Source organism: Paraferrimonas sedimenticola (assembly GCF_002282855.1).
Taxonomy (GTDB): Bacteria; Pseudomonadota; Gammaproteobacteria; order Enterobacterales; family Shewanellaceae; genus Paraferrimonas; species Paraferrimonas sedimenticola.
Map to the genome: position 1 here is coordinate 247797 of NZ_NRIR01000003.1, position 15046 is coordinate 262842.

A 15046-nucleotide genomic window follows, 5' to 3' on the forward strand; every position below is an offset into this window, starting at 1 on the left:
CACTAATCGTTGTAGGAAAAGGTCAGGCTGGCACCACGGATAGCAGAACCGTAGTTGATAAGTACTCCGAAAGTCAGGTTGTCGACCCAACGAAATTCTGCGGGTCGCGTATCTAGCTGCAAATCCAAATGGAACTCGTAGTAGTGGGCGGCATTTAGCGCAAAGCGCAAATCTTCAAAAATCTCAATGCGACTAACACCGACGATGCCAGAGATTGGATACTTGCCAATGTCGCCAAATGGATGCTTGTAGTGAAGGGAGTTGCGCCAGTGGGCCGCGCGAATTGAGATGTCGTGGGCAGGATGGGTGGCGTTGAAGCTGCGGCCGTGCTGGTAATTCACTCGAGAGCGAAACCGAAAACTCTTCATTCCCCAATTTTTGCGATAAGTGGCGCTTATCGACGGGTTGACCTGCCAGGCGTCTACATCGTAATTGTGAATGTAGCCATCAAACAAATAGGCGAGGGAGCCGCTCACATTATTTCGATAGTAGTAACGGCTCTCATAGTGTTGTAAATAGCCGCCGAGTAGCCCTTCCATACTCCAGGTATCGGTTAGTTGATATTTCAGCCCCCCGCCAACGAAGGCTGAATAGACACTGGTACGCGAACGGTCGCCGTCTGGCGTGACTCCCTCGAGTAGTGCCGTTTTGGCGCGGCGTTCAAAAAGGCCTAAACGCAGGTTGAAAAAAGGCGTCCACTTGCTGTCTTTGCGCTTAAATTCTTTGGTCCAAGGCAGTGTGTAGCTGCTCAGTTCACTTTTGAGTTTCGCCGATTCTGCGTTGCCGAGTTTGTCGTCTTGGATTGGCAGAAAGCGATTAGGGTCAAAAGATTTAAAGCCTATTTTTAAGCTTTCACTATCGTGAATGATACCGGCGACGGCGAAGTCACCAGCCAAATCATTGCTAATTATGTCGTCAAGTTGGTTGGCCGAAGCCGAATGGGAAAGCCAGCTTCCCAAGGCTATTACAGTCCATACTAGTGCTGAGCTTTTTTTGTAGGCTTGGCTCACTGCGTTCCTAACGATTGCTTGAACAAAAATAATACAAGTATGTTAGCGCGATCTATCGGTCAAGGTGTACTAATTTTAGCCAGGCGAAAAACCAAAAAAAGGCGACTCCTCTAGGAAGAGCCGCCAAACATCACTTCAGCAGAAAATTGTTAACCTTTGGCGTAAAGTTGCCAATTGGCTTGCATCATGCTGTATCCAGATGCAGCAGCATCGGTATCGCTGTGTTCGGTAGAAATCACTCCTTCAATCCAAATTGGCTCAAATAGCTGGCTCATTGGTATTGGTTGCTTAAGTTTGACGTAAACCAATTGGTTTTCTGGAGGTGGAGGAGCAATCAAACAAGCGCCGGGGTAGGGTGCCAGCAAAATTTCATCGATGACATCGCCATCGATATTCAGAGGCACAATGTAACCCGCTAGCCTCACTTGTTTGCCATCGAGTGCATCAATAACTTTACTCATCTGTGGATTGTTGCGCATATGGCGCACTTGATCGTACTGAGTCTCGTGATTGCCGCCCATTCGGTGCGCATTGCTGACCTTGCCCGAGTAAAAAATGATGTCCTGGTGCGCCTCTTTAGGGGCTAAATCCAGCCACTGCAAGGTGGTTGTGGCACTGCAGGTGGCACTGAATGCCAATAATAGTGTTGCTAACCATTTCATAGAGTTGCACCTCCAGCGGGCCCTTGGTCGAATTGATATAAAGCGAAACAGTGATTAGGTCACTGATTGACTGATAGGCAAATTATACGGAGGCAGGTTTGGGTTGTTAAAACAGTAAGAGAGGGGATTTCCTGTCTATCCTGCTGTCAGACTTTGGCAGCTGAATCGGTTAAAATTTCGTGCATCTTTTGAATGGCGGTGCTTTGTGCATTGTCGCTAAGGAAAGCCAGTTGAGCCTGTTCCATATCGCCTGTCGCTTGCGGCAATACAAACACCGAAATTTGCTTGGCGATAATTGAGTTTTGGACCAGCTTTAACGGTAATTTGGCCCAGCCTTGACCGTCGGCGACCATACCTATGATGTCTTGGCTGCTGTTGGCTTGAGTTATTCGCGTGTTGGCCGCTCGCTCGCTTCGATCCCCTGTGAACATGATTTGTCGCCGTTCAACCAGTTGTTGCTCTGGCGCTACCTCATTATTCAATGCCCAACTCTTTGGGGCAATGATCGCTCGCTGAATAGGATACAAAGCCTTGGTGACCAGCGCCGGTGAAGTCTCAAATGGAGCCACCACAATACCAGCGTCTAGTTCCCCTTGGTGGATCCACTCCACCACTTGGGCCGAGTCAGCAACCAGTACTTCCAAAGCCATGCTTGGGAATTGCAGTTTCAATTTGTTCAGCGACTGAGTGACGTCAAGTCCGGCCATTAGGCTACCTATCCCAATCCTAAACTGAATCGGCTGGCCCTGATTGATGTGCTCCACTGCAATAGAAAACCGTTGTGCCTCTTTTAGTACCGCTTTGGCGCCGCTCAATATCTGAGTGCCGTTCTCGGTAATTTGCAGTTGTCGTGTATTTCGAACAAATAGCTGGACTTGTTTTTCCGCTTCTAAGCTAGCCACTAGCTCAGCGATTGTTGAAGCGCGTTTCTTGAGCTTAATGGCGGCTTGTTTAAAGCTGCCAAGCTCTGCTGTGGCGACAAATGCTTGGAGTTGGGCTAGAGAATTCATTGCTGGTTAGCCTTCAATAAGGTGGCTTGCTATGTACAACAATGACTTGGATTGGTCGCGAAAGGCAAGTTTTGGATACAAAAAGGCCTCGGCGCGGTGATTCTCGAACTTGAGAATTCACCAACCGAGGCCTGCTTAGGTCGGGGTTTAATTACATACCTTTGCGGTGCGTAAATTCGCCGCCTAGCAGCGTACCAACCACAGTGCCTTTTTCGATCAGGTTGTGTGGCTCGTTTTCAGCGACTTCACGAAGGTTGTTCTTGAAAATCGCCATATCTGCGTATTTGCCGACTTCGATTGAACCTAGGTCATTCTCTTTCTTAAGCTGCCATGCTGGCGCAACTGTGTACGAGTACAAAGCTTGGTCGTAAGTCATAGTCTTGCGCCACTCAGGGAAGTGCTTAGAGTCCTTGTTATTTGGATCGGTCAAGGTTAGCACTTGTTGCATCAAGTATACTGGGTAAGCGCGCTCAATTGGGAACCCTGGCGAATCACCAGACAGGCTGATGTTTTTGTATTCGTAGGCCATATCTGAGTATGCACCGAACACTTCTTTGGCGTACTCGCGATCTACCGTATCAAACATAGCTTCACCTGAGTCAGAATCCAGAGTAAAGGCTGGCGTGACGTTCATCGGAATGTCGTGCTTGATAATACGCTCTTGGTCGTACTTGGTGATAAAGTCCACGTGATCCAGGCGGTTACGAGAATCCGGGTACAACTCTTCTAGCTCTAAGAAAATGTCGACTAGGCGGCGCAGACCACGGGCACCGGTTGAGTGAGTGATGATCTTAATACCTTGCGCATTGGCCGTTGCGTGCAGGTTGTACATGATGTGAGGAGGAATACCGTACTCGCCGAAGTTAGCTTGCTCGCCCGGCTGCGTGTTGACATATGGTACAAATTGAGTCGAGCCACCGTCGATCCATGCAAGTTCAGGATGAAGCTTAATAGTGTCAGTCCACAGCATGTCAGAGTTGTACTTTTCACCCATTTTCACAACTAGGTCTACATACTCTTTGGGGTCTGCATCAATCATTTTGAAAATCGGCATAACACTCAGACGCATAGGTGCTTTGCCGTTTTCTACCCGTTCGTTGAGAATTGGCATGACAGTGTTTTCGAACGAATTCAGCACTGCTTCTGGGCTGATAATGGCTTCAGGAGACATAATACCCGCCACCTGAGTGGTGGTGACCCCTTGGGTTGATAGATAGCCCTGCAGGTAATCCGAGGCTTCTGGGATCATAGTTTCTGGTTGCCAAGCGCCCAAGTCTACGTAGGCTTGAGCCCATTGCCCTTCAATAGCCAAACCGGTTTTTTTGCCGTTGGCGTCTTTTGCCCAGTAGATGATTCCAGGCTGGATATCAGGTGTTTCCTCAGTAATCCCGGCCAGTTTCAAGCCTAGGCTGTTAAACACGGCGTCATGGCATGAGTTACCAATCGCAATGATAGGAACATTGATACCAATAGCGTCCAAATCCGCAGCGGTTGGCAATCGAGTCAACGCGGCTGGGATCCAGCCATTACCAACAATGATTTTGGCATCGGGGTGAGCATCGGCATACTCTTTCAGAGTTTGAGCGATCTCTTCTGGTGATTTTGCTTGGCTCAAGTCAACACCTTGAGTCATCCAAGTCGACCCAACCACGTGGTTGTGGGTTTCTAGAAAACCTGGGGTTACGTACTTGCCCTTAAGATCGATAACATCGTCAGCGTCGTCGATGAACTGCTTGGCGCCCTTATTCGATCCAACGTAAACAATACGACCATCTTTCATAGCTACCGCTTCAGCAACTGGCTGATTCGGGTTCATGGTTTCAATTGTTCCACTAGTTAGCACGCGATCTGCAAGATCGCCCGCAAGCGCCTGACCAGTGAGAACACTGGTAACAACAAGAGCCAAACTGGCCTGTTTGAGAAGTGATTTTTTCATCGAAGTTTACCCTGACGATTGAAATTTGATGGTTGCTAAATGGGTGCTAAGCAACCAAGTGAGTTGTAACACTTGCTGTCAATTATTGTGCTGTTGGGGAAAATCGATGAGACGCTCTTGGTGGGGTTTTCCGTTTTATGCGATTGTGGGAAGGATTTGGCTAAGCTAAGCTAGTTTCAAAGATTTCTTATTGGAGCTTGAGTATATGTATACAATCAAGCAGTTACAGGCTTTTGTAGCAACAGCGGAACACAGTGGTTTTAGTCAAGCGGCCAAATTTCTCAAAAAAGATAGAACCACCATTTCCGAGTTAGTTGAGAGTCTAGAAGTCGATGCTGGGCTTAAGTTGTTTGAGCGACACGCGCGCAAATTGACATTGACTGACACCGGGCAGCATCTTTTTCAATTTGCCAAAGCGACACTTGAAGAGCAGAAACTGTTTAACTCAAGTGTTGAGGGCTTAAATCGAAGCGAGCCCAATCACTTGACTCTAGCGGTGGACAGTCTGTTACCAAGAAGCCGGATTTACCGGAGTTTAGCCACGGTCGCACAACAATTTCCCACAATTGAATTGACACTACTGAGTGGTGATACCAAAAGCGTGATGGAGTGGGTTGCGGATGGTCGCGCTGAAGTTGGTGTCCTAACCAGCTTGATGGATAGATTCGAAGGTCTAACTCACTTTGGCATTTTCAGCTTCGACATTGTCGATATCGCGCCGCCGACTTGGTTCAATCAAGGAGCGGTATTAAACGATTGGCAGGTAAGAAGTAAACCACTGATTAACTTTCGCTTCTTGAAAAACTTAGATCTTTCGCATCAACAAAAAAGCCACCACAACATTTATGTCAATAACGTTGATGAAATGGTTCGCATGGTAGCCAGTGGAATAGGTTGGGCCAGCGTTCCTAGCGAATTGGCTAAGCCCTATATTGAACAGGGCTTAGTGTCTGAATTTAGTTTTGAAGGCGAGCAGGCCTTTGTTTGGAATGCCGAAGTAGCGTACCGCACTGATAGGTGGTTAAGCAGTGCAGCTGATTGCTTTGTCGATAACATGATTGCCTCAAACTAGCGTTAACCTTTTTGAAAGGAGGCAATGTTACTCGCCATCCTCGCTCAACAAAAATGTTTGTGACGGGTCTACCAGTACTCGCTTAGCCATACCCTCCCGCCCGAGCAGCATTAGATAACTCATGTCCGATCGGTCGGTTAACGTTATCTCGATAGGCCAGCTTTGCCCGCCTAAATTGAGTGTACTCTTGATGACATAGCGCTCCTGCGATACGCCATTGGACGACTTGACCCGCCGAATATCGTGTAATGGCGCTTCGCAAGCCACAAGTTCGTCTACCGAGTGTATGTCTGGGTGCAAATCAAACTTCACCCAAGGGCGACCGTTTTTCTTAATTCGCTTTAGGTTATCCACGTGCAATGACGAAGTTTTTGCACCGGTATCGATGCGCACTTGCAAATCGCTGATCCCCAAGTCGGGTAACTGGCACATCTCTAGGTTGCCAATAATCATCTTTTGCTTCACGGCAGTTTGTCCTCTTTGGTTGCGGCGAGCACTTTGGGCTTAGCCACAATTTTCTGCTTGCTAATTTGTACCGCTTTTTGAAACACCATGGCGTTAGGGTAGGTGTACACATCACCCTCGTCGTCCACCAATATCACGTGAAACAGGGTAATTTCTCGTATCTTACCGATGACGCTATTCTCGCCCTCGATAATTCGCACCCAATCCCCCGCACCATAGGGAAAAAAGAAAAACACTATGATGCTAGCGGTGGCGTTACTTAACAGCGACCAGTGTGCGAATAGTCCAATACCAATAAACGCCAGCGATGACCCCAGCAGCAGTCCCACGTCCTGTAAGCCACGTCCGGTTGCCGCCAATGCCGCAATTGCCGCGACGAACAACAGCAGCACCTGCAGACTTTTAAGGACGTAATCCACTCGCGCTTCGGGAATGTCGCGCTCCAATCCCACTCTGAGCACCAAAGCGCGCAAGGCGCGATTGCTCAGAACAAATCCAATAATGACTGCGACGAGTAGAATCACTGTGGTTGCCGTCATGGCATGGCTCCTATCACCTCGGTTTCTGCTTGTATTAACTCATCGTGCATGGCTTCGATTTGTTCGGCAATCACTTCTTCGTCTTCCGAGAAGTAGGCAATGTGAAACATGGCATCGCCTTCTTGCACCAAAGGAATCTTTTGCATCCCAACAATAACACCACTGCGATGGGCATTAATGGTGCCCAAGGTATCGCCAAAACTGTTGCCTATGATGGCCAAAGGCTCGCCTTTGCTGACCTGGTCACCAAGCTCTTTCAAAAGCGTCACAATGCCGCTGGCGTTGGCTCGTACCCAAGCGGAATTATTGGCCATAAAAGGCGTCACTTTCTTGCGAGTCATGCGGCGTTTTAGCATATTCAAATGACTCAACACATTGAGTACCCCTTTAACGCCGGCGCGAATCGATACTTCATCGAATCGCAGTGCTTGTCCTGCTTCATAGAGCAAAATTCGAGTGTCCGATTCCACCGCGGCTTGGCGCAATGAGCCGTCGCGCAAATCCGAATTCATCATCACCGACACACCAAAAGCTTCGGCCATTTCCCGTGTCTGCGCGTCTTTTAAATTGGCGCGGATCTGCGGCAAATTAGCTCTGTGGATCGCTGCGGTGTGCAAGTCGATACCATAGTCGCAATGGCGTACCACCTCCTCGATGAATATCGATGCGACTCGAGCGGCTAACGAGCCTTTCTCTGAGCCTGGAAAACAGCGATTCAAATCGCGCCTATCTGGCATATAGCGGCTCTGGTTAAGCACGCCGTATACATTCACCATAGGTACCAGTATCAGAGTGCCAGCTTTGAGGCTCAAGCGCTTGGAGTTAATCAAACGCCGTATGATCTCAATGCCATTGAGCTCATCGCCGTGTACCGCTGCCGACACAAACACCACAGGCCCGGGCTTTTTAGCGCGGATCACCTGAATTGGGATCGACACCTGAGTATCTGTGTAGAGCTTGGCGACAGGAATCGCCAAGCGCAGGCTGCGACCCGGAGCGATATCCACTCCGGCAATTTGCAACACTTCTTGAGTCATTAGCCTTTTCCTCGAGTACGAGTGTTAAAGGGTTTTGCTTTGGCTTCGATGAACTGAAAAATCAGATCCGCCACATCTTTGTTGGTGGCGCTCTCGATGCCTTCGAGGCCCGGCGAAGAGTTCACTTCCATCACCACAGGACCATTGGCAGACTGCAAAATGTCCACGCCGCACACATTGAGTCCCATCACTTTTGCCGCTTTTACCGCGGTCGCACGCTCTTCCTTGGTCAGGCGTATCAGTTTGGCGCTGCCGCCTCTGTGCAGATTGGAGCGAAACTCGCCTTCAGCCCCTTGGCGTTTCATCGCTGCAACTACTTTGTCGCCCACCACAAAACAACGAATATCCGCGCCGCCGGCTTCTTTAATGAACTCTTGCACCAAAATGTTGGCTTTTAGCCCCATAAAGGCCTCAATAATGCTCTCAGCGGCTTTGTTGGTTTCGGCCAGTACCACACCGATACCTTGTGTGCCTTCTAGCAACTTAATCACCAAAGGTGCACCACCGACGTTCTTGATCAAATCCTTGATGTTGTCTGGGCGGTTAGCAAAGCCTGTGCGCGGTAGTCCAACGTCTTTGCGCGACAGCAATTGCAATGAGCGCAACTTGTCGCGAGAGCGGCTGATAGCCACCGACTCGTTGACACAAAATGCGCCCATCATCTCGAATTGACGCACCACAGCGGTACCGTAAAAAGTAATCGAAGCGCCAATTCTGGGGATCACCGCGTCGTACTTCGGCAGCTCTTCACCGTGGTAACGCACCGCTGGACGGCTACGGGTGATGTCCATGTAGCAGTGCAGAGTGTCGATGATGTCCACTTGATGGCCGCGAGCTTCGCCAGCTTCTTTAAGGCGGCGGGTGGAGTACAAGTTCGGGTTGCGAGATAAAATGGCTACACGCATGATTCTGTCCTTTGAATGTGCTTAGTTAGAGCAATTATGTTAGTTACAATAAAAAATTCTGTTCGCAATAAATGCATGGCTTAACGCCTTGATTTGGCGGCGTAGTTGCGTTGTTGAAATATAGTTGGCAAACTCAGATTTGGTAAAACGAGTTATATTTCTTATTTTGATAAAAATTTTTTATTGAGATGGTATGAATACAGAATTACTGCGCACTTTTTTAGAAGTGGCCAAGACGCGGCACTTTGCACAGGCTGGTGAAAACCTATTTATCACTCAATCGGCGGTGAGCTTTCGCGTAAAGCAACTCGAGGAAATGCTGGGCACGGACCTGTTTACTCGCGAGCGCAATAACATCTTGTTGACACCGAGTGGCGAGCGTCTGCTGCCCCATGCAGAAAACATGCTCGCAGCATGGCAAGCGGCGCTGCAGGATGTTGGTGTGGCAGGGCCGAAAAACGTGCAATTGTCTATTGGCAGTACCTCGAATCTGTGGGACACCTTTTTACAGTCCTTGTTGCCACAAATGGCCACTCGCTTTCCTGAATTATACATGCGCACCGAAATCAATCCGCAACGGGAGCTGGTTCGAGCCATGCTTGGTGGTCGTCTCGATTTGGCGGTGTTGCTTGACCCGCCACAAGTCTCAGAGCTCAATGTGCAGGCCATTGGGCACTTGGAGCTGACCCTGGTGGCCAGTCGAGCGGTAGCCGATGCCGAAGAGCTGGAAGCCTGTGGTTATGTTTTTGTGGACTGGGGCACGGCTTTCAACCTGCAACAAGCGAGAGTATTTGATGCACCGATTGCGCCGGTTCTGCACACGGGGCAGAGCCACATAGCGTTGGAGTTTTTGCTTAAGCACGGTGGCGCGGCATTTTTGCCAATTAGCTTGGTTGAAGCGCATATCGACCGCGGTGAGCTTGTGCATGTGGAGCATGTGCCCAGTGTGATTCGCGGCGTCTATTTGGCCCACAGCGACACAGCTGAGCAAGCAAAAGACGTGTTACCTGTGGTCGAGTTTCTGAAAGCCTTGGCCATTTAAAGCATTACTCTTTGTCAAAGCTATCCACGACAATTGCTCCCATGGAGGCTGGCATGGTGATAACCACTATGCGCTTTAGCGCGATAGCGGGATCGCTAAGTAGTGGTAATTTGTCTAAACAAATGAGAATCAAAGCCACCACCAGTGCCGCTATCAAATACGCGGCGACCACACGGAATACAAAGGCAAAAATGCGATTGGCTACCTGGCGTTGAAATACACTTTCATAGGTGTAGAGTGCCAAGAAAAACAGCGACAACAACGCCAGTAGCAATAAGTTCTGGTTTGGCAAATTCTCACCAAGCCGCCAGGCTTCTTCTGAAAAAGAAATGGGCACGCCTAGCGCAAACGCACCAACTAAAATTTGGCTGAGATCTTCGCTGTTAAAGTTTGACTTCATATGACAAAGCTTAGTCTTTGTTTTTACTCATAAGAAAAGTTATCGACAAGGCGGATGCCGCCGCAAAAAGTACAAAGCTGGCATTGATTGACCATTGGGCCAGCAATGCGCTGGCAGCACCCAAGGCCAACAACCACAGACCCATAACACTGTTGGCTATCGCGACATAGTCGGTTCGTCGATTGCCTTTCGCCATGTTAACCAGCAACACCTTTCGGCCTAGACGCACCCCTTGGTGAGCAATCGAAAGCACTAACGCCAGCCCGAAAAACGCGAGCATGGAAACCGCATTGCTTGAAAAACTGAAAAGCGCCGCCGCTAAGCAACTGATACTGGTTAAGGCTGCGGCGAGAATCAACACTCGTCGACAATTCCAATCAGCGAGCTTGCCCCAAATTGCACCACTGGTCAGGCTGGCAATACCGCTGATGATGACAAATGCACCCAGTCCCCAAAAAGAATCAGGGTGAGTTCGCTGAGCCAGGATGATAACGAAGGGAATGGATAATCCAGAACCTGCTAACAAAGCTCTGGCAAGGATGAAACGCCGAAAGTCTGGTTCTGTTTTTAGCAGTGCAAGTGTGTCGAGCAAGTTTTGTGACGCATTGTTATCGAGTGACTCAGTTTCGCTGGCGGGCTCTTGTAAGCGTGAGGTGAGGGCGGCACCAAGCAACCAACACAGTCCGGCAGTTAGCAAGAGTACAAAATAAACATCACTGGATAACTGGCTTCGATAAAGGATTAAGGCTCCAATACCTAAAGTGACCACGCCTGCCAAAGAAGCGCTTAGGCCAGAAACGCTGCCTCTTTGGGCTTCTTCTACGGTTTTGCCAAGCAAGTCTTTGGCGGTCAAGGAGCACAAGCCGCGAGCAAGACTCAAAACAAGAACTAAAACTAGCACGCCGGTGCCTAACACTATCGGGCTGGTACTTTGGAACACCAGCAGAGCGATGGCGAGAATACTCAAGGCCTGAATTACAGCCCCTAGCGCGTTAAGTGTTTTTCTGTGGCGCTTGGTCTTGACCCAAGGACCGAATATTAGTTGTGGAAGGAGCGAACCAGATTCTCTGATTGGGACTAGCAAGCCACTGACAAACACAGGAATACCCACACCGTTTAGCAGCCACGGCAGAACCACTTTGGCGCTTGAAAGCTCATCGGCAGTTTTGCTTAAAAATTGGCTGCCTATCAGCAGCAGTCGGTTGGATTTAGACAAGAGGGTTCCGTAAGCGCTAAAGCATCACACAGAGTGAGGGTGGTCGTGAATCGACCACCGTTTAGCGAACTATTTGATTCAAGCTAACCGCGGCAGGGAAACTCTTCTCTGATGATGTCATATACCTGCTCTTTCAACGGATCTCTTGAGCTGGCCTTGGTCGGTAGCAACTTGAGTATTTGCATGACTGTGTCGTCGGTTACTCGATCGCCGGGCAGACAAAACTGAGCAAAATAGGTCGCGGGCACACCCTCGTGCTCACCGCCCACTCGATGAGAAAATGCGCGTTTTGAAAAATTGGAAGTAAAACCACGCTCGGCTTTAATCCCCTCTAGTGTGGCCGCATCGGTAACTACAGCACCCTCTAGAAAGCCCTTCACGTATTGGAAGCAGGGTTGGTCAACCGCTTCTGAATTCGATAGTTTGGCCAAGTCACAACTATCCGTTGAGGTAAAAGTTTCGCTTCTTGCGCTGTGTGTCAAAGTGACACCCACAACGACCGTTAACCACAAAATTACTCTAAGCATAGTTTTCTCCCTTTGATGCTTTGACTTTATTCGTTCCGCTCCCCGCAAGTACAAGCGCGGCCGTTATTGCTGATAAGAATGAGCCCATAAGAACACCGACTTTCACACTTATATTGTAGTACTCCCCTTGTTCTTCAAAGGCTAGCGAGCCTATGAATAAACTCATGGTAAAGCCGATACCACAGAGTAAACAGACACCGTAGAGCTGACGCCACGACGCGCCTTCGGGCAGTTTGGCAAGGCCTGCTTTGACCACTAACCAACAACTGCCAAAGATGCCGATCTGTTTGCCCAAAAACAGTGCCGTTGCAATCCCGATAGAAACCGGGTTGAAGAGTGTTTCAGCTGATGCGTCCAGAACTCGAACACCAGCGTTGGCGAAGGCGAACAAAGGCAACACCAAAAAACCAACCCAAGGTTCGAGCGTATGCTCGATGTGGGGAGCCATCGGCTTGTCCGCATAGTTTGGCAATTTGAGTGGTATGAACCAGGCCAAAGCAAATCCGGCGAGTGTGGCGTGTACTCCAGACTTGAGCACTGCCGCCCAAACAACAACGCCCACCAATATGTATGCGGCTTGGGATCTCACCTGAAATCGATTGAGCACAAACAAGCCAGCCAAGCCCGCCAGAGCGACCCCAAGCGACAGCTGCGATAAGTCTTGCGAGTAGAAAATGGCAATGATGATGATCGCGCCAATGTCATCAAAGATGGCCACGCTGAGAAGGAATATCTTGAGTGAGGTTGGTAGGCGGTCACCGAACAACACGTACAGACCAACAGCAAAAGCGATATCTGTCGCCGATGGGATTGCCCAGCCTCGCATGGCAATAGCGTCGTCAAGGTTGAATGCAACGTAAACCAGGGCAGGGAACACAATACCAGCAATTGCGGCGACCGCAGGCAGCAGCACTTGTGATGGCTTAGAGAGCTGGCCTTCGAGTAATTCTCTTTTGACTTCCAGACCAATCAAGAAAAAGAAAATAGCCATCAGGCCATCGTTGATCCAGAGTACAAAGGGTTTAGCAATTTCAAAGTCGCCAAAGCGAAAAGTGACCGGAATATTGAGAAAATCTGCGTAAAAGCCGGCTAATGATGAATTGGCTAGTATTAGCGCGAACACCGCCGCGATAACTAGTAACACGCCGCTGGCAGCATCGTGTTTGATGAGTTTAATCACTGAGTTCATGTCGTTAGCTCTCCCTACTCACGAGCTTAGGTAAACGCACAAATTTACGTTTTAGATCATAGCCTAACTGAAGAAAGTCGCTCGAAACTTAGGCGACAAATTGTTGTTGCAAGCAAAGGCGTTACGTGTAACTTAGACTCTAGATAGGCAGCTGTAGCCGGTATTTAGGTGAAATAATGTTGAGCGATATTGTCAGTTTTTTTGAGATCACCCTGTTCACTTTCAATGAAGAGCCCATCGCCTTGTGGGAAATCTTGATGGTGCCCGTGGGCATTTTGGTCGCTTTTTGGGCGGCGAGAATGTTGATTAAGGGGGTATCAAATCGTCTCGCTGCTAAGAATAAAGACCCCAATATCATTCTATTGATAGAGCGCATACTGTTTGTGCTGACGATTGCGGTAATTTTTCTGACGACCTTGTCACTGCTAAATATTCCAATCACAGCGTTTGCTTTTCTCTCCGGCGCGATTGCCATTGGTTTTGGTTTTGGCGCACAAAACATCATCAACAATTTCATTAGTGGCTGGATCCTCATCGGCGAAAAACCCATACGTTTGGGGGATTTTTTGGAGCTCGAGGGGTTCAAAGGAACGGTAGAGCAAATTAGCACTCGCTCCACGCGCATTCGCCGCGTCGACGGGGTGCACCTGTTAGTGCCCAACAGCAAGTTACTCGAAAACACAGTGATCAACTGGACTCTAAGAGACAAGCTAGTTCGAGGTTCGGTGAAAGTAGGGGTGGCTTACGGCAGCGATGTAAAGCTGGTGGCTCAATTAATCGAGCAGGTGGCTCTTGAGCAAAATCAGATATTAGATGTGCCACCGCCTCAGGTATTCTTTCAGGATTTCGGCGACAACGCGTTGGTGTTTGAGGTGCTGTTTTGGATTAATTCCACCGCTGAGGGTGGCATACGAGCTGCGGCTAGCAAAGTTCGCTTCGCCATAGACGAGTCGTTCAATCAACACAAGATCGTTATCGCTTTCCCGCAAAGGGACATACATGTTGATGGCGAGCTGAAACTCACACGATAGATTTGGTGCTAGGGACCTGGAATGATACGAGCAGCATGGTTACTCAATAATCAACTCAGCTTTGGCAGTGTGGAGCTGATACCAGACTGGCAGCAGCAGGGAGGTCAGCTCTGGCTAGACATGGTTGATGAGCCTCAAAGCCAAGAGGCCGAATTGCTCAGGAGTTTGGGTTGTCACAGCCTGGCCATTGCCGATGCGCAAAAAGACCGCAGACCACCCAAAATAGAAGAGTTCGAACAATTCTGTTTCATCTTGTATCGAGGTTTTAGCTCGAGCGACGAGCTGCTAGACATTAAAACTCTAGCGCTCGCGGCATTCATTGGTGACGACATACTTATCACTCGCCGAGGCGGTGAATCCATTGGCGTCAATGCGCTTTGGGAAGAGTCTAAGATAATCAAATACCTGCAAACTCCGCCTTTGCTGTTTGCCAAAATCATGAACGCTTCAGCGAATCGCTACATGCAAGCGGTATTGGAAGTTGAGGACGATATTAGCGATTTGGAAGATGCTATGCTCACTGAGTCCAATGACGAGTTAATGCACAAGTTGATAGCGCTCAAATCCCATCTTCGAAAAATCCACCGAATTCAGTCCTACCACGTCAAACTGGTTAAGAAAATTATGGCCGGTGAAATGGCACGCTTTGATGTGGAGCAAGGTGAACTCAAACACAGCATTACCGACGTTTACGATAAGTTTGACCGTTTGGATAGTTTGACCTTGATGTACTACGACCTCTGTGGAGACTTGATTGAAGGCTATATATCCCTAAGCTCTCACCAGTTGAATCGCACCATGCAATTACTCACCGTTGTGTCAGTGATATTTGTTCCACTGACTTTTATCGCGGGTATCTATGGGATGAACTTTGAGTACATTCCTGAGCTTACCTACAAGCATGGCTACTTTATGCTTTGGGGATTCATGCTAGCTGTGGCGAGTGCCTTGGTGTGGACCTTTAGACGTAAACGATGGCTGTAGCAGAGCGCCACAGCAGTAATC

The 15046-nt window shown here is 48.9% G+C and carries 16 protein-coding genes; 4 read left to right on the forward strand and 12 right to left on the reverse strand.

Going from position 1 to position 15046, the window contains the following annotated elements; genetic code table 11:
• Window positions 1-2 precede the first annotated feature (2 nt).
• The 4 genes from CLC93_RS07030 to CLC93_RS07045 all read right to left on the reverse strand — a co-directional run bounded on the left by CLC93_RS07030 (window position 3) and on the right by CLC93_RS07045 (window position 4618).
• Entirely contained in the window at window positions 3-1010 is a 1008-nt protein-coding gene (locus CLC93_RS07030) for a Solitary outer membrane autotransporter beta-barrel domain (protein ID WP_169902872.1), read from the reverse strand.
• 149 nt (window positions 1011-1159) lie between these two features.
• Complete coding sequence (locus tag CLC93_RS07035) at window positions 1160-1672, reverse strand: DUF3299 domain-containing protein (RefSeq protein WP_095505265.1); 513 nt, start codon at window positions 1670-1672, stop codon at window positions 1160-1162.
• 146 nt (window positions 1673-1818) lie between these two features.
• The gene (locus CLC93_RS07040) at window positions 1819-2682 is read right to left on the reverse strand and encodes a LysR family transcriptional regulator (RefSeq protein ID WP_095505266.1); all 864 of its coding nucleotides are present in this window, start codon (window positions 2680-2682) and stop codon (window positions 1819-1821) included.
• A gap of 151 nt (window positions 2683-2833) precedes the next feature.
• Window positions 2834-4618 carry an amidohydrolase gene (locus CLC93_RS07045; protein ID WP_095505267.1) on the reverse strand — a complete coding sequence of 595 codons (1785 nt, stop codon included), beginning with the start codon at window positions 4616-4618 and terminating at the stop codon, window positions 2834-2836.
• A gap of 205 nt (window positions 4619-4823) precedes the next feature.
• On the opposite strand from CLC93_RS07045, the gene CLC93_RS07050 reads away from it, so the two are divergent.
• Window positions 4824-5690 carry a LysR family transcriptional regulator gene (locus CLC93_RS07050; protein WP_095505268.1) on the forward strand — a complete coding sequence of 289 codons (867 nt, stop codon included), beginning with the start codon at window positions 4824-4826 and terminating at the stop codon, window positions 5688-5690.
• Window positions 5691-5717: 27 nt separating this feature from the next.
• Here the strand turns inward: CLC93_RS07050 and CLC93_RS07055 are convergent, their stop codons facing one another.
• The 4 genes from CLC93_RS07055 to rimK are packed head-to-tail and all read right to left on the reverse strand — an operon-like array spanning window position 5718 to window position 8636.
• A complete protein-coding gene (locus CLC93_RS07055; RefSeq protein WP_245837113.1) occupies window positions 5718-6155 on the reverse strand; it encodes an ATP-dependent zinc protease family protein in 438 nt (145 codons plus the stop codon).
• Entirely contained in the window at window positions 6152-6694 is a 543-nt protein-coding gene (locus CLC93_RS07060; protein ID WP_095505269.1) for a mechanosensitive ion channel family protein, read from the reverse strand. Before CLC93_RS07060 ends, CLC93_RS07055 begins: the two co-directional genes overlap by 4 nt.
• Entirely contained in the window at window positions 6691-7731 is a 1041-nt protein-coding gene (locus tag CLC93_RS07065; RefSeq protein WP_095505270.1) for a succinylglutamate desuccinylase/aspartoacylase family protein, read from the reverse strand. Before CLC93_RS07065 ends, CLC93_RS07060 begins: the two co-directional genes overlap by 4 nt.
• Window positions 7731-8636 carry a 30S ribosomal protein S6--L-glutamate ligase gene (gene rimK / locus CLC93_RS07070; protein ID WP_095505271.1) on the reverse strand — a complete coding sequence of 302 codons (906 nt, stop codon included), beginning with the start codon at window positions 8634-8636 and terminating at the stop codon, window positions 7731-7733. The genes CLC93_RS07065 and rimK overlap by 1 nt, the downstream gene beginning before the upstream one ends.
• Before the next feature lie 193 nt (window positions 8637-8829).
• Here rimK and CLC93_RS07075 point away from each other — a divergent pair, with 193 nt between their 5' ends.
• Window positions 8830-9678, forward strand: coding sequence for a LysR family transcriptional regulator (locus CLC93_RS07075; protein ID WP_095505272.1), 849 nt, complete (start codon window positions 8830-8832; stop codon window positions 9676-9678).
• Window positions 9679-9682: 4 nt separating this feature from the next.
• On the opposite strand, the gene CLC93_RS07080 is transcribed toward CLC93_RS07075, so the two are convergent.
• The 4 genes from CLC93_RS07080 to nhaA all read right to left on the reverse strand — a co-directional run bounded on the left by CLC93_RS07080 (window position 9683) and on the right by nhaA (window position 13010).
• Window positions 9683-10078, reverse strand: coding sequence for a DUF2391 family protein (locus CLC93_RS07080; protein ID WP_095505273.1), 396 nt, complete (start codon window positions 10076-10078; stop codon window positions 9683-9685).
• 10 nt (window positions 10079-10088) lie between these two features.
• Window positions 10089-11294 (reverse strand): MFS transporter, encoded by a 1206-nt coding sequence (locus CLC93_RS07085; RefSeq protein WP_095505274.1) that lies wholly within the window; start codon window positions 11292-11294, stop codon window positions 10089-10091.
• An 83-nt stretch (window positions 11295-11377) separates the two neighbouring features.
• Window positions 11378-11821 carry a hypothetical protein gene (locus CLC93_RS07090; protein ID WP_095505275.1) on the reverse strand — a complete coding sequence of 148 codons (444 nt, stop codon included), beginning with the start codon at window positions 11819-11821 and terminating at the stop codon, window positions 11378-11380.
• A complete protein-coding gene (gene nhaA, locus CLC93_RS07095) occupies window positions 11814-13010 on the reverse strand; it encodes a Na+/H+ antiporter NhaA (RefSeq protein ID WP_095505276.1) in 1197 nt (398 codons plus the stop codon). The genes CLC93_RS07090 and nhaA overlap by 8 nt, the downstream gene beginning before the upstream one ends.
• Before the next feature lie 176 nt (window positions 13011-13186).
• Here nhaA and CLC93_RS07100 point away from each other — a divergent pair, with 176 nt between their 5' ends.
• Together CLC93_RS07100 and CLC93_RS07105 are read left to right on the forward strand one after the other, a co-directional pair.
• On the forward strand, window positions 13187-14041 hold the full coding sequence (locus tag CLC93_RS07100; protein ID WP_095505277.1) for a mechanosensitive ion channel family protein: 855 nt from the start codon (window positions 13187-13189) through the stop codon (window positions 14039-14041).
• Between the two features lie 21 nt (window positions 14042-14062).
• A complete protein-coding gene (locus CLC93_RS07105; RefSeq protein WP_095505278.1) occupies window positions 14063-15025 on the forward strand; it encodes a magnesium transporter CorA family protein in 963 nt (320 codons plus the stop codon).
• The last annotated feature ends 21 nt before the right edge of the window (window positions 15026-15046 follow it).